At 34.5% G+C, this 19,387-nt stretch carries 18 protein-coding genes; 16 read left to right on the forward strand and 2 right to left on the reverse strand.

Features of this window, described 5'->3' with window-relative positions; translation table 11 throughout:
* Positions 1–300: 300 nt before the first annotated feature.
* The gene (locus MOC86_RS19960) at positions 301–1,260 is read left to right on the forward strand and encodes an aldolase catalytic domain-containing protein (protein WP_268585749.1); all 960 of its coding nucleotides are present in this window, start codon (positions 301–303) and stop codon (positions 1,258–1,260) included.
* A gap of 377 nt (positions 1,261–1,637) precedes the next feature.
* Positions 1,638–1,853 carry a helix-turn-helix domain-containing protein gene (locus tag MOC86_RS19965; protein ID WP_268585750.1) on the forward strand — a complete coding sequence of 72 codons (216 nt, stop codon included), beginning with the start codon at positions 1,638–1,640 and terminating at the stop codon, positions 1,851–1,853.
* A gap of 437 nt (positions 1,854–2,290) precedes the next feature.
* On the opposite strand, the gene MOC86_RS19970 is transcribed toward MOC86_RS19965, so the two are convergent.
* Positions 2,291–2,644 carry a winged helix-turn-helix transcriptional regulator gene (locus tag MOC86_RS19970; protein ID WP_268585751.1) on the reverse strand — a complete coding sequence of 118 codons (354 nt, stop codon included), beginning with the start codon at positions 2,642–2,644 and terminating at the stop codon, positions 2,291–2,293.
* A 102-nt stretch (positions 2,645–2,746) separates the two neighbouring features.
* Here MOC86_RS19970 and MOC86_RS19975 point away from each other — a divergent pair, with 102 nt between their 5' ends.
* A complete protein-coding gene (locus MOC86_RS19975; protein ID WP_268585752.1) occupies positions 2,747–3,406 on the forward strand; it encodes an MBL fold metallo-hydrolase in 660 nt (219 codons plus the stop codon).
* 11 nt (positions 3,407–3,417) lie between these two features.
* On the forward strand, positions 3,418–4,242 hold the full coding sequence (locus MOC86_RS19980) for a carbon-nitrogen family hydrolase (protein ID WP_268585754.1): 825 nt from the start codon (positions 3,418–3,420) through the stop codon (positions 4,240–4,242).
* A 246-nt stretch (positions 4,243–4,488) separates the two neighbouring features.
* On the opposite strand, the gene MOC86_RS19985 is transcribed toward MOC86_RS19980, so the two are convergent.
* A complete protein-coding gene (locus MOC86_RS19985) occupies positions 4,489–5,901 on the reverse strand; it encodes a phospholipase D-like domain-containing protein (protein WP_268585755.1) in 1,413 nt (470 codons plus the stop codon).
* Positions 5,902–6,160: 259 nt separating this feature from the next.
* On the opposite strand from MOC86_RS19985, the gene MOC86_RS19990 reads away from it, so the two are divergent.
* The 12 genes from MOC86_RS19990 to MOC86_RS20045 all read left to right on the forward strand — a co-directional run bounded on the left by MOC86_RS19990 (position 6,161) and on the right by MOC86_RS20045 (position 19,353).
* The gene (locus MOC86_RS19990; protein ID WP_268585756.1) at positions 6,161–6,733 is read left to right on the forward strand and encodes a YpmS family protein; all 573 of its coding nucleotides are present in this window, start codon (positions 6,161–6,163) and stop codon (positions 6,731–6,733) included.
* A gap of 144 nt (positions 6,734–6,877) precedes the next feature.
* On the forward strand, positions 6,878–7,060 hold the full coding sequence (locus tag MOC86_RS19995) for a hypothetical protein (protein ID WP_268585757.1): 183 nt from the start codon (positions 6,878–6,880) through the stop codon (positions 7,058–7,060).
* A 491-nt stretch (positions 7,061–7,551) separates the two neighbouring features.
* Positions 7,552–8,817, forward strand: a complete 1,266-nt coding sequence (locus MOC86_RS20000; protein WP_326847749.1) for an ATP-grasp domain-containing protein — start codon at positions 7,552–7,554, stop codon at positions 8,815–8,817.
* Between the two features lie 12 nt (positions 8,818–8,829).
* Positions 8,830–9,384, forward strand: coding sequence for a hypothetical protein (locus MOC86_RS20005; protein WP_268585758.1), 555 nt, complete (start codon positions 8,830–8,832; stop codon positions 9,382–9,384).
* Positions 9,385–9,439: 55 nt separating this feature from the next.
* Positions 9,440–10,378, forward strand: a complete 939-nt coding sequence (locus MOC86_RS20010) for a DMT family transporter (RefSeq protein WP_268585760.1) — start codon at positions 9,440–9,442, stop codon at positions 10,376–10,378.
* A 136-nt stretch (positions 10,379–10,514) separates the two neighbouring features.
* Positions 10,515–11,750: a DUF6421 family protein gene (locus MOC86_RS20015; protein ID WP_268585761.1), complete on the forward strand. Its 1,236-nt coding sequence runs from the start codon at positions 10,515–10,517 to the stop codon at positions 11,748–11,750.
* 15 nt (positions 11,751–11,765) lie between these two features.
* Complete coding sequence (locus tag MOC86_RS20020) at positions 11,766–13,064, forward strand: valine--pyruvate transaminase (RefSeq protein WP_268585762.1); 1,299 nt, start codon at positions 11,766–11,768, stop codon at positions 13,062–13,064.
* 56 nt (positions 13,065–13,120) lie between these two features.
* Entirely contained in the window at positions 13,121–13,276 is a 156-nt protein-coding gene (locus tag MOC86_RS20025; protein WP_268585777.1) for a YfzA family protein, read from the forward strand.
* A gap of 383 nt (positions 13,277–13,659) precedes the next feature.
* Positions 13,660–14,103, forward strand: coding sequence for a hut operon transcriptional regulator HutP (gene hutP, locus MOC86_RS20030; protein ID WP_268585763.1), 444 nt, complete (start codon positions 13,660–13,662; stop codon positions 14,101–14,103).
* 137 nt (positions 14,104–14,240) lie between these two features.
* Positions 14,241–15,776 (forward strand): histidine ammonia-lyase, encoded by a 1,536-nt coding sequence (hutH, locus tag MOC86_RS20035; protein WP_268585764.1) that lies wholly within the window; start codon positions 14,241–14,243, stop codon positions 15,774–15,776.
* 229 nt (positions 15,777–16,005) lie between these two features.
* A complete protein-coding gene (locus MOC86_RS20040) occupies positions 16,006–17,322 on the forward strand; it encodes a Na+/H+ antiporter family protein (RefSeq protein ID WP_419146664.1) in 1,317 nt (438 codons plus the stop codon).
* Positions 17,323–17,883: 561 nt separating this feature from the next.
* Positions 17,884–19,353 carry a response regulator transcription factor gene (locus MOC86_RS20045; protein WP_268585765.1) on the forward strand — a complete coding sequence of 490 codons (1,470 nt, stop codon included), beginning with the start codon at positions 17,884–17,886 and terminating at the stop codon, positions 19,351–19,353.
* Positions 19,354–19,387: the final 34 nt, after the last annotated feature.

Here is a 19,387-nt window from a genome sequence, read left to right on the forward strand (position 1 = left end):
GAAATTGGTGAGAATGATAAAGCTTTGTGTCTGTGAAGTAAAGGCTTTTTTCCCCCTATAACTCACATTATGGTAGCTAAATATGAATGTCATATTTAGCTTGAATTTTATGTTGGAATGTAATTATAAAGAAAAAAGGGTGGATTATATGTGTACAGTAGAAATCAGTGTGTTTAGAAAATAGATTGACACCTTCAAATGAGTCGTGGTATAAACACAATAGGAAACTTTAGTACATAAAAGCGTAAAAGTTAAAAATAATATTAATAAAAGCAGGATAAACAGGAGGAAATTATTATCATGGAACATAATAGCAAAATTATAGACTGCACCATTCGTGATGGAGGATTAGTTAACAATTGGGATTTCAGCATCGAATTTGTCCAAGACTTATATAATGGTTTAAGTGCAGCGGGTGTTGAATACATGGAGATCGGCTATAAAAATTCCGCAAAGCTTCTTCAAACGACTGAGCCCAATCCATGGAGATTTCTTGACGATAATTTCTTAAAAGAAATTATCCCTGAGAAAAAGTTCACGAAGCTATCTGCTCTAGTAGATATTGGACGTGTAGATCCAAATGACATTCTACCACGTGAGCAAAGTGTTTTAGATATGATTCGAGTGGCATGCTATATTCGCGAAGTAGATAAAGGCTTAGAGCTTGTGCAAATGTTTCACGATTTGGGCTATGAGACTTCACTTAATATCATGGCTCTATCTAGTGTACCGGAAAAACAGCTTATTGAAGCGTTCGAGATGGTGAAGGAAAGTCCTGTAGATGTTGTATATATCGTTGACTCTTTTGGAAGCTTAGATCATGCGGATATTGAGCATCAAGTGAAAAAGTTCCAGGCGATGATTCCTAACAAACAGCTTGGAATCCATACGCATAACAACATGCAGTTAGCATTTGCTAATACATTAACTGCGATGCGAAATGGGGTTGCATTTCTTGATTCGTCTGTTTATGGTATGGGTCGTGCAGCGGGTAACTGCAACACGGAGCTACTCGTTAGCTACATACCAAAACCAAGCTATGAGCTTAAGCCAGTTCTTGGCATCATTGAAAAGCACATGCTAGAAATGCGTCAAAAGTGGGAGTGGGGCTATATCATTCCTTATATGATTTCTGGTGTACTTAATGAACATCCACGTGTTGCTATGGCTTACCGTGATAGCGCCGATCGTGACAAATTTGTAGATTTTTATGACAAAGTAACTTCACCTGAAGTTACGCTAGCTCCAGCTTCAAAATAGGTTAGATTGCTAAAGGTACCTCTGTTAATGGAGGTACTTTTTTTCTTTACTAAATAGATTATATGTGAAGATATAGCCTCCTAAGATTAGATGTTCTTCTTTTTTATGGATAAGTGCCTGAAAATCAATTTTACGAAGATTATATACGTTTTTTATAATTTAAGAGAAGAATCTGCAGTATATATAGATGAAAGAAACTTTCAGATTAGTTTAGTACACTCTTTCTAAAAGCTTCCTAAAGTTCTCGTTCTAATGGATGATTTTGAAAACGTTCCCTTTTACAGCAATACTGTTAAGTTTATAAGCAATATAACTTAGTGTATTTATGTTTTTATTATAATAAAGTAAATTCATTAACTGAAGTAAGGAGTGAAAAAATGAATTTAGGTGAACAGTTAAAAGGTTTAAGGGAACAACACAATATGAGTCGAGAAAAACTAGCTCAAAAAATGATTGTATCTAGACAAACTGTTTTTAAATGGGAAAAAAACAAAGCCTATCCTACTCTTGATAACTTGGTTAAGATGAGTGAATTATATCAAATAACATTGGATGAGTTAGTTAAAGGGGAACAAGCTTTTTCAAAGAGTTAATTTGGTTGAAAAGCTTAACGTTGTTAAAATGGTGCATGTATTCCATCAACTGTTTCTTAATATATAGTAGTGTGAAAACAATGACGCCGGCTGCATAGAAATAAAAAATACAAACTCGCTCATATCGAGGGAAGTGAGATTTGTTTCAATTCATGTCTCCAAAGTTGTTTAATTTAGAATTTAGTACAATAAAGGCTTGATTATTTACCAATGAAAAAAAGAATGCTGTTTTCTTCTGAAAACAGCATTCTTTTTTATGAAGTGTAAATCATGATTTTTTGAATTACTAGTCCAATTAATACACATGGAATTACAAATAACATAACCATATAGAACTGAATAGCATATCAAACAGCTTTAATTTCGATGAATAAATCAATCCTACTGTCACAAAATAAGCTCCAAAAACAAATGGGGAAACGAATAATTAACCCTTCTTATTGCTTACTCATATAAGCATTGCCCCATTTCTCTATGGATTTAAGTATTGGGACAAGTTCTTCTCCAAGAGCTGTTAAATAATATAAAACTTTCTTAGGGTTATCGTTTGTTTCTTCTCTTTCAATGATACCATCTTTTTCGAGGTCTCTAAGTTGTAGGGTAAGGATTCGTTGGGTAATACCTGGTATTTCACGGCGCATTGCATTGTAATACATTGGTGATTGCGACAATAGGGATAAAATGATGCCTTTCCATTTACCACCAATAATATGCATCGTTAATTCAATTGGACAAGCATGTTTCACAGTTAACGTACAAGTACCATATTGATCGCTTTTAAAGCCTGACATTTTCTCACCTCAACGGGTAGTAACAAAATTGTGCCTTCTTGTTACACCTTTTTTTTCTTATTAAACTTATGATATCAAATAAATGAAAAGAAGGTGTATGAATTGGAATTTGTTCAAATTTCTGAACATATTTATAGACTCACTTATAAAATCGTTGTCGGCATTCCAGTCAAAATCAATACATGGTACGTGGTGGATGGTGAAGATGTTTATATCATTGATACTGGAATGGAAGATTATGCACATACTCAGCTGAATGCAGCAAAATCTTTAGGTGTGCCTAAAAGTATTTTACTGACACATGGTCATCTCGATCACATTAATGGTGCCAAGTATCTACAAGAGAAATTAAATATTCCTATTTACTCGCACGAAATTGAAATTCCGTTTATTAATGGTGAAAAGCCATATCCAAACAAAGCAGAAGAGGAAACAACAGGTGTTGAATATCAAGTTGAAGGTTTAAGTGACAATATCATTAAAACGTTACCCTTAGACGTATATTTAACACCCGGTCATACACCGGGACATGTGATATATCATCATAAAGATGACAATGTGTTGCTAACTGGAGACTTATTCATTTCTCATGCTGAAACCTTACATCCACCGATTCAAAAATTCACAGTTGATATGGATGAAAATATTAATAGCGGGCGAATTATAGATGAAATTAAACCTTCTATTATATCTTCATCACATGGCGAAGATGTTAAATACAATGATGAGTTATATGCCATTTATAAATTTAGATATGAATAGGAGGGAGAAAAATGAAAATACAATTATTTCAAATTGAGATTATAGAAGGAGAAGTTGAGCAAAACGAAAGCCGTATTAAAGCCTTGTTTGAAGAAAAACTCGAAGCGGATACTGAGATTGTTGTGATCCCGGAAATGTGGAATAACGGTTATGATTTACAACATTTAGCAGAAAAAGCAGATATCGATTTAACAAGAAGTCTTCCTTTTATCCAGAGTTTAACAACCAAACATCATGTGGATATTATTGCAGGTTCAGTTTCAAATAAACGCGATGGCAACATTTATAATACAGCTTTTGCGGTATCAAAAACGGGTGAGTTGCTCTATCAAAAAGATAAAATACATCTCGTGCCGATGTTAGATGAACATCAGTATTTAAGAGGTGGAGAGGAAGTTCCAGAAGTATTTGAAATTAACGGTATCAAAGCGAGCCAAATTATATGTTACGACTTGCGTTTTCCAGAACTTACACGCTACCCAGCGTCTCAAGGTGCCAAAATCATTTTCTATGTTGCACAGTGGACTACAAAAAACGTAAATCATTGGAGAACACTATTGAAAGCAAGAGCCATAGAAAATGGCGTCTATGTCATTGCTTGTAACAGCGTGGGGGACGTGAATAATAAAAATCATGTCGGCAACACATACGCAGGACATTCAATTGTCATCGATCCAAATGGAAACATTGTAGAAGAAGCGGGCAACCAAGAAGAGATCATAACAGCAGAAATCAATATACAGAAAGTAGCAGAACAACAACAAAACATCCCAATATTCAAAAACCTGAGACCGGACGTTTATAAGTATGCGGAGGACAAATTGGGTAGAAGATGACGTAGAAGCCTTTTAAATATCTAAACAACATGTAGTGTATTTGCTACATGTTGTTTTAGTATCCAATGTTAAATAATCGTTATTTTCTATTTGAACACGTAAAAAAATGGAGACATGTTTTAACACACGTCCGTAAAAGTATATAAAAGAAAATAAAAAGCGCAAACTAGTTGTTACTGAGGGGGATGCGCTTTTATTACTTCTTTTAATGTAAGTTATGGGATCTCAAGATAAATATTATATTTGTTAAATTAACTCTCTCCACAACACTGTTATTTTAGAAACAGCTTGCAATAGAAACGATTTTAAGGCTGGTTCGTGTGGTTTTTGATCTTTAGGATATTGAACATACTCTTTATCTTTAGCAATAAGTGTACTTTTTGAAAGTTGATCATCTATTGCTTCCATTAGAATAGCTGAAAATTCTTCACTATCAATTAAAAGCATGGATTCAGTGTTCAAAAAAGTAGAACGTGAATCAATATTAAATGAACCTACAGCACTTAACCTTTTATCATAAATAATGGATTTACCATGAATGGAATGGGGTCCTTCATATTCATAAAGACGTACACCAGACTGAACAATTTCATCTCTTGATTCTATATATCCAGCAAAAGCAAGCGGATTAGGTGTAGATGTTAGTGAATTGGTAAGAATCGTCGGAATGACTCCTTCCCGTTCTTTATTTGGTATATATTTTTCCATATTCTTTGTTGGAATAACATAAGGACTTTGTATAAAAATAGACTCTTTTGCTTGTTCGCCAAGTGCAAGAAGCTTCTGCCAAACAATAGGTTTTTTTCGCAAACGTTCAATTGGGTTATGAATAAAAGTCACTTGATTAGTAGGGACAGTAGACGTTTTCCATTGGAAAATAGGGTTAACAAAGTCCTTTTCTAAATATTTTGCTTTCTCATATTTTCCTTTTAACTCTTCTCTTACTTTTTCTCCTTTTTCTCTTTCGCTCTTTGATAGATTTTTGAATACAGTAGCTGTATATCGATGATTCCATAACATATTGATATAGTCTTTCATTGTAAAAATAATACTATCCTTCTGTTGTTTCTCATTAAAAACAACAACATCTCGATCATAAACAAAATCTTTAGAAGGAGTACGTGCTAAATACTTATCTGCAATGTTTCTTCCGCCACTAATAGAAATATTTGTATCAGCAATCATAATCTTGTCATGAAGTCGATTGTTCCAGGTCCATGGTTTCAGAAGAGTGAATGGTTCATAATATTTAAATTCAATGTTTGGATGGGATGCTAAAGCATAACGAACATCACTTCGTTTTCCTCTTAAATTATGAGAGATTCCGTCTAAGAGAACACGAACATGAATGCCTCTGTCCGCTGCTTCAATAAGGGCTCCTAAAATTAATTCTGTCGATTCTCCCTTTCCTAAAGCATAGTACGCAATATCAATAGAATGTCTCGCTTCCTGAATCATTTTTATACGAGCAACTCCTGAGTTATAGCCATCTTCAAGTAAGAGAACTCGGTCTGTTGATTTTTTTGTTCCTAAGAAATGTTTAACATTTGTTGGGCTTGTTTTCTCTTTCTTCACTGGCAGATAAAAAAGGACAACCGCCGTTATGATCGTGTATATAAGGTATAAAAGCAAAAGAGCTCCAAGTGTTTTTAATATCATTTTTACTCTGATTTTCCCTTCATCTCTTTATAATTGATTTCTCTTTTAGAATCTATAAAATAGAGGCATTTTATACTTAAACTCTTTTAATTGTTCACATACTTAAAAAGATCTTCTTTGTATATAAAGAAGATCGCTTTTCTTATCTATTCGAACATGTTTTATGTAAATTAAATTTGTATATGATATGTAAATATGTTTTTAAAAAAACTTCCAAAACTATTAAAAGAATAAAAATGAGAGGAATATAATAATAAATATGAAAAATCGATGGAAAGTTGCCTTTCTGACTCTTTTGGGAGTTATCCTTTTCATCATAGTTATTATTGGTGGTATGATATTTTCACCAACTCAATCAGTTTCATTACCAAGAACGTCCCTAGATAATGATAAGTTTGTGCAATTTAGCATTAGTACTCATAAAAAGGATATCAATAAAATACTTAACCAATATTTAAACCGATTTACTGAATATAATGTGATTTTAAAGCATGATATTGTTGAATTTAATGGGCCTATACCTGTATTCACAAAACATATTCATGTAAAAATGACGTTTACACCAAAGACTTCAAACAATGGAGAGTTAATTTTAATACAAAAAACACTTTCTTTGGGTAAGTTACATCTGCCTGTCTCTATGGTGTTAAAGCTTGTGAGAAGCTCATTAAATCTCCCAGAATGGATAATTATCCAACCTGATAATAAGATGGTTTATATTGAATTACAAAATATGAAGATGAATCATAGTAATATGAGAGTTAAGATTAATCATTTTAATTTAAAAAAGGATGATGTATCCCTTACGTTACTTTTCCCTACAGGTCATTAATATCAAAATCTGTATTAGCTTATCTTTATTCGTCCTGTCTGAATTTATAAAACGGTTCTTATTAAATTTTAGAGTGATTATCCGAATTCTAAAAAAGTTACAAAGTATAACGTTTATAGATATTAGGTTAGAGAAGGTGCATTTTTGAAAAAAGCTATTTTAAAATTCCTTATATATTTTCCAATCTTTTTAATCGGTAATTTAATCAGCAATATACTGTTCAAGCCTCAAATCAATTTCTTAACAGCATTTTCAACAGCATTTGGTGTCTCACTAGGTATAGCTACTGTCGAACTCTATATAACTAAAAAATCTAAGGAAGTATAAGGATCCTTAGATTTTTTATTTTGTATAGAGTATACATTTTTTAAATTGCTGATAATAAGGGGAGCCGAACAAAATACAGATTTAAAGCATTTCCAAGATCTATTTTACAAATATTTTACAAAGATTTATTAATAATTACATTGACATAACTAGTTAAGTTTTACTAAAATTTATTAGTAATGTAATTAATTGAATTTTAATAAAATTTAGTAATAAAAGATTAATTGAATATTAATAACATTCTGTAGTGACAGATTAGTATATTACTAAGGTTATTTAAATAACTTTATAAAGGGACAGCAAGCCTAAAAAACAAAAAATGTATGCTAAGATGCAACAACATCTAAAATTCATCGAATTTGATTCCAAAACTCATTGTTAACAAAGCACTACTATTTCTGATAATAGGTGTTCTCAGCGATTATTTAGCATACAAAGTTCGTATTTTTTGCTCTGGATCCCTTAATTTGAAAATGAAGGAAGTGAGACTATTGAAGATATCAAACAAACACTTAGCAATTATTTGCCAAAATAAACATTTACCTTTTGTTTTTGAGGAGGCACAAGATTTAGGTGTAGAAGTAACTTTCTTTTATAATGCCAATGATACTAGACCTAAGAATCTTTCTGGTATTAACAGATATATTCCTATCCGTTTATTTGATCAGCAGGAAGAGGCACTTAACATTGTTAAACAGGCATATCAAGAAATTCCTTTTGATGGAGTAATGACACTATTTGAACCAGCATTAGACTTTGTAGCAAAAGTAGCAGAAGAGTTAAAGCTCCCATACCTTCCTATTTCCGTAATAGAAAATTGCCGAAATAAAAATGAAATGAGGAGAATTTTGAAAGAAAACAACCTTAATACACCTACTTTCTATGAATTATCATCAGATGAAATTCTAGATGAATTATTATTTGAATTTCCTTTGGTTGTAAAACCTACTAATGGATTTTCGAGTCAAGGTGTCACCCGAGTAAATAATAGAGAAGAGCTAGTGGAAAGTATAAATAAGGTAAAAAAGATTAACAAAGACGAACTCGGTAAATTTACGCAAAATAAGAGTGGAATTGTTATTGAACAGTTTATAGATGGACCGGAATTCGCTATTGAAACCTTCTCGATAAAAGGAGAAGTTTATGTTTTATCAATTGGATATAAGGGAGATTGTAAAGGCCCATTCTTTGAGGAAGGAGTTTATATAGCCCCAGCCCAGTTAGATGAAAAATTAAAAAGTACCATAGCTAATGAAGCATCCCATGCTGTAAAAGCATTAGGAATTGAAAATGGTCCTGCTCATACTGAATTACGATTAAATCAGGATGGAGTACCTTATGTAATCGAAGTGGGAGCCCGAATTGGAGGTTCAGGTGTCTCCCATTATATCGTAAAAGAAAGTACAGGTATTAACTATATGCAGTTAGCTATTCAAAATGCAGTTGGAGTTTTAGATTCCAATCGTATTTCACATAATATTGTTGCTAAAAATGTAGCAGGTAACTATATTATTCCAGTTCAAGGATCTGGTGTTGTTGAAGAAATTCAAGGAATTGAATCTTTACAAAAAGATTCACGAGTAAAAAGGATTCTCCAATTTATTGACAAAGGGACTGAAATCTTACCTTACCCGTATTTTTCGGGGTACCCTGGTTTTATTTTGACAAGTCATCAGTCTTATGATGATTGTGAAAACTATTACAAGAATTTAGATGAAAAGATTAAAATCACTTATAAAAATAATATAACAATTTAGGGGGCTCAAATTATGGCGACTATTACGCAAAATGTTCAGGAATTAAATCAAAAGGTGAAAGTTGTTCACACATTAGGTCCAGCAGGAACAAATTGTGAGAAGGCTGGTTTATTATGGCTTGAGAAACAAAAAATAAAAGGGGAAGTTGTTCTACATAAAACGCTAGAAGAAGCATTACCCCATGTTAAAGAGACTGAAAATTCTATACTTATAGGTTGCGCTGTTTATCCTTATCTTCATGACATAGTATTTAAGAATTTATCTAATTTAGAGCTTATAGATAGCTTTATCATGCCAACATACAATATGGTTCTTGCAGCAAAAGAAGAGGTTGATTTTTCTAAGGATACCGTAATCGCTTCTCACCCAGCCCCAGCTAATCTTGCTCAAGCATTTAGCAGTAATATAAGGCTAGTGGACAGTAATGCTCAAGCAGCACTCGACTGTTCATTGGGGATAGTAGATTCCTGTATTACTACAATTAAAGCTGCTGAACAGCACAATTTATTTATCGTTAAAGACTTCGGTGAGGTACCTATGTGTTTTACCGTGCATGCTAGAAAATAAGACTTTAAGTGGAATTTTTTTGCTAATAGACATAAAGGAAACAAGGTGACGTATTATGAGTTCCAAATTATTTCGTATCCATGTTCCCCTCCTATTTGGGCTTTTATGCTTGATAGGAGGGACCACGTGGGCCTTCCAAAAAACAGGTCTAGAAGGTAGCCTTCCCTTCTGGTCGGCCGGTATGAGGTTTTTGATTGCGAGTATATTAATTGCAGGTTATTTATTTTTAAATAGAAAGCTTTCTGTTTCAAAAGAAGTTCTGATTATTTCTATTCTTAATGGTTTTATGTATTTTGCTATACCATTCGGCTCAGTTTATTGGGCTTCACTTTATTTACCAAGTGGACTGGTTTCTGTATTAGCTGCTAGTATTTCTGTTTTCGCCCTTTTAATTAATCGTCTATTTAAAGGTACTCCCGCTTCCAAAGGACAAAAAATGGGTGTAATACTATCTTTATTTGGAATTATTTTTGTATTTGGAAATCAATTACTGATTAAAGGAGATTTAATTGAGCTCATTGCCATGGCGGTCATCCTAGTCGCAATGTTTGGCTCTGCTTTAATTACTATTCAAGTACAAATGAGAATTAAATCCTTACCAATTATGACCTTTAACTCTCTATCTATGTTTAGTGGGGGCACAATCTTACTAATATTGAGTCTAATTCTAGAGGATGGTAATCGAACTTTTTCTGGTTCCAGTCTTTTTTCCTTACTATATCTGGCCATTGTTGGCTCAGTATTAGGCTTTTGGATTAATATCTATTTACTAAAGCAGTGGCATATATCAAAGGCAACTGCACATTTATTTATTTCTCCCATTATTGCTTTATACGTAGGTTTTATTTTTCTAGACGAAACTTTAAACAACCAAATCTATCTAGGAACCATTTTTGTTCTTATAGGTGTTATATTCATTAATTTAAAAAGAAAAGAGGTGGATCACTCCACCAAAGAAATTAAAGAGACATCTAGCAGTTCTTTACCAAAATAAGCATGTTCCTTTTATTTTCAAAAAAGAGCAAACTCCTTGTGTAAGAGTGACTCTTTTATGATAATGACGTTTAATCTGAAAAGTCTAAGAGAATGCTATATGTTCTCTTATAAATAATTTTAGGAGGATTTCCTTTATGTTAACTAAAACCGATACGGATCAGCTATTAACTATTTTACGAGATAAAATTTTACCTGAGATAGATGAACTAAGAAAATATCAAGGTACGCAAGGGCAAATTGTAGAGAATAAACAAAGAGCAAAAGAAATTTTAATGGATTTAATTAAAAATACCGAGGAGATTTATAATTCCCTCAACTTAAAAGAAGTTGGAGTTGCATTTAAAGAAGACGTATTAAATTGGATAAAGAGAGGGCTAGATGAAGCCCCATATTTTGATAACACACTTATTGCATATCGTCCACCTGTTAATGGCGAGGTTACATTTTTTTTAGGCCCTATTGTTACACCAAATGGACCGAATAAGAGGGGTTTTTATTTTGAGGCATTTCTAGCCCTTCGTGATGAACCAGAAATAATGAAACCTATTGAAAAGGAACTACCTCATCCTAAAAACGGGTGTGAATCTCTAAAGATTTTAGCAGGTACACAAGGATTTATGGAAGAAAAGTGTATCGTTTTCTTTCCTGAAAACGTAAAAACTAAAGAAAAAGTAACTAGCCAGAACTTTGCTATATTTTTCTTTAATAAATTCCATGACATTTATAATGACGATACATTAAAGAGAGCGAATATTATATTTCCGAAATTCAAATTTAAATCTAAAGATATGAATAGAGAGATAACTTATGAGGCAAGAGTTATATGGGGTTATCTACATGATTACTACCATCATTGTGGAAATAAACCATTTGATCAAAATATCCAAGCTAAAATGAACTTTTTTGCTGGAATTCTTGAGGAGATTAAAGTTGACTGCCAAACAATCATTACTCTTAATGAACATAAATATCCTTATTGGGAGGAGATTACTGAGTTTGTCTTATTTGAACGTCTCTTGAGGTATCCAAGTCAACATAATGCTCCTAGAAACTTTGATTCGGGAACAGGTTTTTTCCTATTCAGTTGGCTAATAGAAAACGGTCAATCGATTTATAGAGATCATGAACATACCCATTTAGATTTACCAAAATGTATTGAAGAGTTAAAAATATTAGTTTCAGAAATTGAAGAGCTCGAAACTATTCAAAATGATATAGAGTACAAGGAGCAAGCTGAACAATATGTTAGAAAACATCTACTTCCTACCAATAATAATGATAAATTCATTATTCCTGAAAACTACTTTATTTATCAAGAAAACCAAAAAGTTAATGTGCCTTATTTGAAATTTAGTGCAGGTACAATCTAGAAAGCTGGTGTAGACTTGTCAGATTTAAAACTTAGTAAAATTGGACAGAAAATGATGGATAAAGTAGGGGTTAGGGCAATTATGCATGATATTCAAGAAGTTCTTAACTCAGATCCTAGTAAATATATCAATCTAAGTGCTGGAAATCCAACACTTTTACCTGAAGTTTATAAGATGTGGGAGGATTCTTTAAAAAGTATTCTCAATAGCGGCGAATTAGAGAATATGGTTAGTAAATATGGTTCTAGTTATGGGACTTATGAACTGATAGATTGTATTAGAGAATATTTTTATAATAACTATGACGTTAAATTGGAACGTGAAAATATTCTCATAACCTCTGGTAGTCAAAATTTATTCTTCTTAGCTCTAAACTCATTTTGTGGCACTAATAATAAGAATGATTTAAAACGTGCTCTAATACCTATGTTACCCGATTATGCTGGCTATAGTGGTGTTGCATTAGAAAAAAGTATTATTGAGGGGATTCCTCCTCTTATCTCAAAAATAGATAATCATACATTTCGTTACGAGTTAAATAAAGAAAGTTTCTTAGAAAGGATCATGAATAATAGAGACATTGGAGCTATGGTATTATCGCGCCCTAACAATCCATGTGGAAATGTTCTATCAGAGGAAGATATTTTATTTATTTCAAATGTATGCAGTGAATTAAATATTCCATTATTGATTGATTCTGCATATGCTCCTCCTTTCCCAGCGATTAATTTTGTGGATATGAACCCTATACTAACGGACAATATTATCCATTGTATGAGTGTTTCAAAAGCAGGTTTACCAGGGGAAAGAATTGGGATTGCTATAGGAAAACCACAATATATAAAGGTGATGGAAGCATTTCAATCAAATATATCAATTCATTCCTCCAGATTAGGACAAAAAATGGTTGCTGATTCACTTCAAAATGGTCAACTCCCTGTTATCTCTGTTAAGTATATACGGGAACACTATATACAAAAGTATTTAACTCTGAAACAAGCTTTAACTATATTTATGCCTGATAATATACCTTGGTTTCTACATTGTGCAGAGGGCTCACTTTTCAGTTGGCTATGGTTAGAAAATCTTCCATTGGAGGACAAGGAATTTTATAATAAATTAAAGGAACAGAACTTAATTGTTGTACCTGGTAGTTCTTTTTTTCATGATAGTTATGATGTTTCTACACATGCTAGGGAGTGTATTAGAATAAGTCTTACAGCTACAGATGATGAGATCATGAGAGGCATAGAAATTCTCTCTAATGTAACTAAAGAGTGTTATAAGGCAAGTATATCTATCAGTACTTCTTGAAATCCGCCTTTATTTACAAATAATAATCATTAAATGTTAAAGGTAAGAGTGGAGGAATATTTTTTGCTAGGCTTTCTAATTCTAAATTCTTTACGGAATGGTTCACTCTCTATAACAAACCAAAGTTTAACTTATTCGCCGTATTTTTTGGTACCACTTTACTTCCATATGCGATTATAGATGGAATAAAAGACCTATCTTCTAGGAAATAAACTAATAACCACACAAGCTGACTAAGTTGCTTTATGAATTAATAACATAAAAAAATAAACCTTATGTAACACATTTCTTTCTTAGAGTGGAAAAGACCGTCCAGTATATAAGGCGGTCTTTTTCACTTCTTATAATGCACATTATGAGAACTAACTTAGTGTCCAATAAATATTGGCAAGTTCAGGACCTACATGGCCTGTTGTATGCCTAAAGGTTACATTCCATTTATATAAAGTAAGAGGGATGACTTGAAATTAAAGAAGTGAATAGATAATCCAAAAAAAACTATTCATTGACAACCTCAAGAATTTGCTCTATTATGCAAATAGAGATTAGTCATTAGTTAAGTAGACAGATAATTAGGAATAGTGAGTTGTAGCTTATGGCATTAAACAAAGAACACCGTATCGGACGTCATGCCACATTGCTTGTATTGATGGACGATAGGAGCGAACAGCAAGAGATTACAAATCAACTAAACTGGAAGAGCTGTAGCGGGAGAGTAGGTTCAATGGAGTCGCAAAAAGTCGTTGCAGCTATAGAAACTGCTGCCAAGCAGAATAGGATTATCAAAGATAATGTTTACCGAGAAACCCATTCCCTATATCACGCAATTATGGAAGCGCTTTACGGCATTACTCGAGGGCAAATGCAATTAGGTTCGGTTATGCGGACTGTGGGATTACGCTTTGCTGTTGTACGTGGTAATCCTTATGAGGATGAAACAGAGGGAGAATGGTTGGCTGTCGCAATCTATGGAACGATTGGGGCACCAGTTAAAGGATTGGAACACGAGACGTTAGGTCTTGGTATTAATCACATTTAAATAGCTTATTAGTTTTTTAGCCCAGAGCATTTAGTGAATAGGGGGCTGTACTGAAGAAATCATATGATTTCTTTAGTATGGTTCCCTATTTTCTTTTTGCTTCAGTAAAGTAAAGTACAAAGAAGGAAGGTGTCGTTATGGTAGTATTGACAGGAAATTCTCTTAAATTAGAAGAAATGAGCAACATTCTTTTTAACTATGAAAAAGTAACTGCTTCGGACGATAGTTGGAAGCGAGTTGAAGAAAGCCGTAAAGCGGTGGAACAAATCGTTAAAGAAAACCGTGTTGTTTATGGGATAACAACTGGGTTTGGAAAGTTCAGTGATGTATTAATTAATCCAAAAGATGTCGAAGCGTTGCAATTGAATTTGATTCACTCACATGCCTGCGGGGTTGGAGATCCATTTCCGGAACTTGTCTCAAGAGCAATGTTAGTATTAAGAGCGAACGCATTATTGAAAGGGTTTTCAGGTATAAGAGGGATAGTGATAGAGCGCTTGCTTCAGTTTGTAAATGCTGGGATTCACCCTGTCATTCCACAACAGGGTTCTCTCGGAGCTAGTGGTGATTTGGCGCCATTATCTCACCTTGTTCTCCCTCTTCTTGGGGAAGGAGAAGTATTTTATAAAGGGGAGCGGACGAATGCTCTCAAAGCGCTGACGAAAGAGGGTATTTTTCCGATTACTCTGTCTGCAAAAGAAGGTCTTGCATTAATCAATGGGACACAAGCGATGACAGCAATGGGTGTGGTAACGTATTTAGAGGCGGAAAAGCTAGCCTATCAATCAGAAGCGATTGCGGCAATGACAATCGAAGGATTAAGAGGAATTATTGATGCGTTTGATGAGGATGTTCATATTGCACGTGGTTACCCGGAACAGGTTACAGTCGCGAAACGGATACGGGGGCTTTTGGAAGACAGCAAATTAACAACCAAACAGGGTGAAATCCGTGTCCAGGATGCCTATTCACTGCGTTGTATTCCACAAGTTCATGGGGCAACATGGCAAACGCTGAACTATGTAAAAGAAAAATTAGAAATCGAAATGAATGCGGCAACAGATAATCCATTGATTTTTGATGGAGGGAAAAAAGTTATCTCCGGTGGAAATTTCCACGGTCAGCCGATTGCATTGGCAATGGATTTTCTTGGCATCGCAATAGCTGAATTAGCTAATATTTCTGAGCGTCGAATTGAGCGACTTGTGAATCCGCAACTGAATGATTTACCACCGTTCTTAAGTGCCGAACCGGGACTTCAGTCTGGAGCTATGATTATGCAATATTGCGCTGCTTCACTCGTATCAGAAAATAAAACACTCGCTCATCCAGCAAGCGTTGATTCAATCCCTTCTTCAGCAAACCAAGAGGATCATGTGAGTATGGGAACAATTGGTGCACGTCATGCCTATCAAATTGTATCTAATACAAGACGGGTACTCGCAATTGAATCCATTTGTGCGATGCAGGCAGTTGAGATTAGAGGTATAGATGATATGGCACCAGCAACGAAAAACGTTCTAAAAGAAGGACGTAAGCGAATTCCATTCATTGAAAAGGACCGTGTGTTTTCACGTGATATTACAGAAGCTGAAAGCTGGCTGAAGAATTCATTTTCAATCGTTGGAATAAAAAATTGTGAAAATGAGGCAATTGTTAAGGAAAGAATTTAACAAGAAAGAAGCAAACGTCAAATTAAATAGAATAAGCAAAAACTTTCATATTTATAATTAGAGTTAAAAGTCCGAGAAAGTAAGTTACCAAGGGGACAGCATCATTCGGTGTTTATGTTTAATACACCGAAGACGTGCAGTTCCCACTTCACTTGTAATTAACTGAATTTTTAAAAAATAATTCTTAATTTCTAAAAGATAAGGACTTTAAAAAAGAAAGGGCGATTTGATGTTGATATTCAATGCTGTAGTGGTTTCAGTCATTGTTATGGTAGTACTGAGTCTTTTTCGTGTTAATGTGATGCTGGCAATTCTGCTTGCCGCCGGTATTTCTGGTTTGATGGAAGGGTTAACACTAACTGAAGCAACAAATATGCTCATATCTGGGATGGGAGGACAGGCAAATACAGCATTAAGTTATATTCTACTTGGCATATTTGCCGTTATGGTTGGATATTCGGGAATTACGGGATTCCTTGTAAAAAGACTTGTAAGCGCTTTAAAAAGAAAGCGTGCAATTATGTTGTTGACGATTGCGGGAGTCGCTTGTTTATCTCAAAACGCTGTTCCAATACATATTGCGTTTATTCCAATTCTAATTCCTCCTTTGCTCTATTTATTTGATAAAATGAAGGTTGACCGTAGAGGAATCGCTGTAGCATTAACATTTGGGTTAAAAACACCGTATATTATGATTCCAGCTGGTTTTGGGTTAATATTCCACGGAATTATTGCTGATGAAATGAAAGCGAGTGGTATGAATATTGCTCCTTCATCTGTGACATACGCAATGTTAATCCCAGGGCTTGGAATGGTTATCGGATTGTTTTTTGCCATTTTTATTTCTTATCGTAAAGATCGTGAACTATCCAGTGGCAATGAGGATGTTATTAGTGAGGTAGCGATGACGGAAGAGATAGAATTGTCATTCACATTGCGTCATTTTCTCACTATTATTGCAATTGTAGGGGCACTTATCGTGCAACTTGTAACTGGTTCACTTATTCTAGGGGCACTCACAGGAATTATTCTCATGTTTCTGTTTACGATTGTCCCTTTTAAAGAAGGCGAGAAGGTTGTCCATGAAGGTATTATTATGATGGGGATGATTGCATTTGTGATGTTAATTGCTTCAGGGTATGCAACAATTTTGAAAGAGACTGGCGCCGTTGAGGACCTAGTGAAGTCTACAACTGGAATATTGGGTGACAATAAGTTAGTTATTGCTATTGCAATGCTTCTTGTTGGTCTGTTAATTACAATAGGAATTGGTTCCTCGTTTGGCACAATTCCAATTATTGCTGCCTTATTTGTTCCAATCTGCGCAACAGTGGGTTTTTCTCCATTGGCAACCGCCGCATTAATCGGTACTGCTGGTGCACTTGGGGATGCAGGTTCACCGGCATCAGATAGCACTCTTGGCCCAACGTCAGGGCTAAATGCAGATGGAAAGCATCACCATATCTGGGACACATGTGTGCCAACCTTTTTACATTTTAACATCCCTTTGATGATTTTCGGTATTATTGCTGCAATGGTGCTTTAATCAAAACAAACTCGTACTTCAAAACAGATCTGTCTGTTTTGTTATCAATACTATAATAATTAAAAAAGATGAATATCTCTTTTACTTTGAATAGGAGTTTCATAGAAAACGGACTCCCTTAAAAAAACGTATTTTTTAAGGGAGCCCGTTTTAAATTTCTCTATCCCTAGTTTTGATAAAGTGATAATTCTACCATTTGATTTTTTTCATAAAACCTTACTAATTTCTTAATAGCTGACTTCATAATCCATTAATCCCATAGAAAACCTGAATTTCATAAAAGTTTTATATAGTTCCTTTTTTTAAAAAGATACTAAAGTCAAACAATGGGTCATTAACATCAAAAAGTATAATCTTGTATTTCATAGATACATCAATTAGTTATTACCGATTCAGTATCAAACCTTGTGTTCATTCATGTAAATATATCATATCTCCTGTCTTCTTATTTATAAAAACGGAAAGGACATATATTAATTATTCTCTAGAAATATAAAATGAGGTCAACATACGAGTACATTTGCTATGATGAAAGAAAAGGATAAAAGAAGGTGTAACAGCATGGAAATTCATTTGATAGCAAAAGATGAGTTAGAAGCTCAAGGGATTAGGTGGTTGGTAGAGTCACATTTTACTGGAGTTCGATTGGTTCTGTGGAATACAATGGAGGAATTTGAAAGTGATATAAAAAAGCAGAAACCTGAGCTTGTTATTCTGGATATGGACGGATGGAAGCATGAAAGTGAACGATTTGGTAAGGTGATGCAACAAAATAGAATTCGCTGGTTAGGGATTTCATCTGAGCGAATTTTCCAAACTGCTTATCGTGCGCTCCGTTTTCGTGCAGAAGATGTTTTATTCCGCCCGTTTTCTCCGTCAGATTTAATCAAACGTATTCAACAACTGCGCTACCAATTGCGTAATGATCGTCGTTACTTTGAGAATAGAGCAACAGGAGAAGGAAGTTCACTTCCCATCGATTATCCTGACCTTTTCCTAACAGAGCGAAAGCACGTTAGTCCGATAACAATGGTCGCACTTTTAACTCCCCATCCAGAAACACTTCCATTAGTATATGATGCATTGCAACGTTATTCTTTTACCGGAAAGCATCGCATATTTGCTCTATCTGATTTTATTGTATGTGTGAGGGAAACCCAAGGGATTGAAGTATTCAAGGAGGAATACCATGCCTTTCTTGCATATTGGAAAGACCTTATGAGTGAGCCCCTTGCTATTGTAATTAAGGAAACTTCCTCAGGTGATTCGTTAAAAAAAGCCTATCAGCAAATACGTCAGTTAACAAGGCTAGTTTTTTTCGAAGGCTATGATATTGTTTTGGTGGAAAATGAACAAATGTTCCCTCAGGAAATGGACCCCTTCCTTACTCCTTTGGAACAAAGGCAGTGGATTGAAATGCTTGAAAAAAGAAATATAAAAGCCATTCGGGATTGGGTGGAGCGTGAATTTTTGACCTTTCAGCAGCCATATCCCGATCCAGAAAACGTTCGTGTTCGTCTTACGAGTGTGCTCGCGCAGATTCGCCGATATATGAAGTCACACAACCTCCAGAGTGCAGACTGGGAAACACTCTATCATGAAGTTTTTCAGCAAATTGTCCATAAGCCAGTCATTTATCAAATTGTCCAAGGACTGCTTACGTTTATAACTCATTTACTTCAGAAGAATCATGAGCAAGTACAGGAAGGATCACGAACACTGGTTGAGAAAGCAAAAGAATTGATAGAGTCTAACTATTGGGATGCTCAGTGGAATTTAGCGGCATGTGCTGATGCACTCCGTATCAATAAGAGTACCCTCAGCCGCCGCTTTGCAGCCGAATCCGGCCAGTCTTTTCGCAAGACGTTACATCAAGTACGGATTCGAGAGGCTAAACGTCTATTGCGGGAAACGGATTTATCATTGGAGGAAGTTGCACGATTAACGGGCTATTCTCACCAAACTTATTTTAATACTAAATTCAAACAGATTGAGGCATGCATCCCATCAGCTTACCGATCTGGATTATAAAAAAACGATTCAGTATATACTGAATCGTTTTTAA

Source organism: Priestia endophytica, assembly GCF_026790145.1.
Lineage (GTDB): Bacteria > Bacillota > Bacilli > Bacillales > Bacillaceae_H > Bacillus_I > Bacillus_I endophytica_A.

Bases quoted from the DNA above. Each gene is read 5' to 3' on its own strand.
- MOC86_RS19965 (WP_268585750.1), top strand. From the start codon at position 1,638: ATGAATTTAGGTGAACAGTTAAAAGGTTTAAGGGAACAACACAATATG.
- hutP (WP_268585763.1), top strand. From the start codon at position 13,660: ATGGCATTAAACAAAGAACACCGTATCGGACGTCATGCCACATTGCTT.
- MOC86_RS20045 (WP_268585765.1), top strand. From the start codon at position 17,884: ATGGAAATTCATTTGATAGCAAAAGATGAGTTAGAAGCTCAAGGGATT.
- MOC86_RS20010 (WP_268585760.1), top strand. From the start codon at position 9,440: ATGAGTTCCAAATTATTTCGTATCCATGTTCCCCTCCTATTTGGGCTT.
- MOC86_RS19980 (WP_268585754.1), top strand. From the start codon at position 3,418: ATGAAAATACAATTATTTCAAATTGAGATTATAGAAGGAGAAGTTGAG.
- MOC86_RS19985 (WP_268585755.1), bottom strand. From the start codon at position 5,901: ATGATATTAAAAACACTTGGAGCTCTTTTGCTTTTATACCTTATATAC.
- hutH (WP_268585764.1), top strand. From the start codon at position 14,241: ATGGTAGTATTGACAGGAAATTCTCTTAAATTAGAAGAAATGAGCAAC.
- MOC86_RS20040 (WP_419146664.1), top strand. From the start codon at position 16,006: ATGTTGATATTCAATGCTGTAGTGGTTTCAGTCATTGTTATGGTAGTA.
- MOC86_RS19970 (WP_268585751.1), bottom strand. From the start codon at position 2,644: ATGTCAGGCTTTAAAAGCGATCAATATGGTACTTGTACGTTAACTGTG.
- MOC86_RS19960 (WP_268585749.1), top strand. From the start codon at position 301: ATGGAACATAATAGCAAAATTATAGACTGCACCATTCGTGATGGAGGA.
- MOC86_RS20015 (WP_268585761.1), top strand. From the start codon at position 10,515: ATGTTAACTAAAACCGATACGGATCAGCTATTAACTATTTTACGAGAT.
- MOC86_RS20005 (WP_268585758.1), top strand. From the start codon at position 8,830: ATGGCGACTATTACGCAAAATGTTCAGGAATTAAATCAAAAGGTGAAA.
- MOC86_RS19990 (WP_268585756.1), top strand. From the start codon at position 6,161: ATGAAAAATCGATGGAAAGTTGCCTTTCTGACTCTTTTGGGAGTTATC.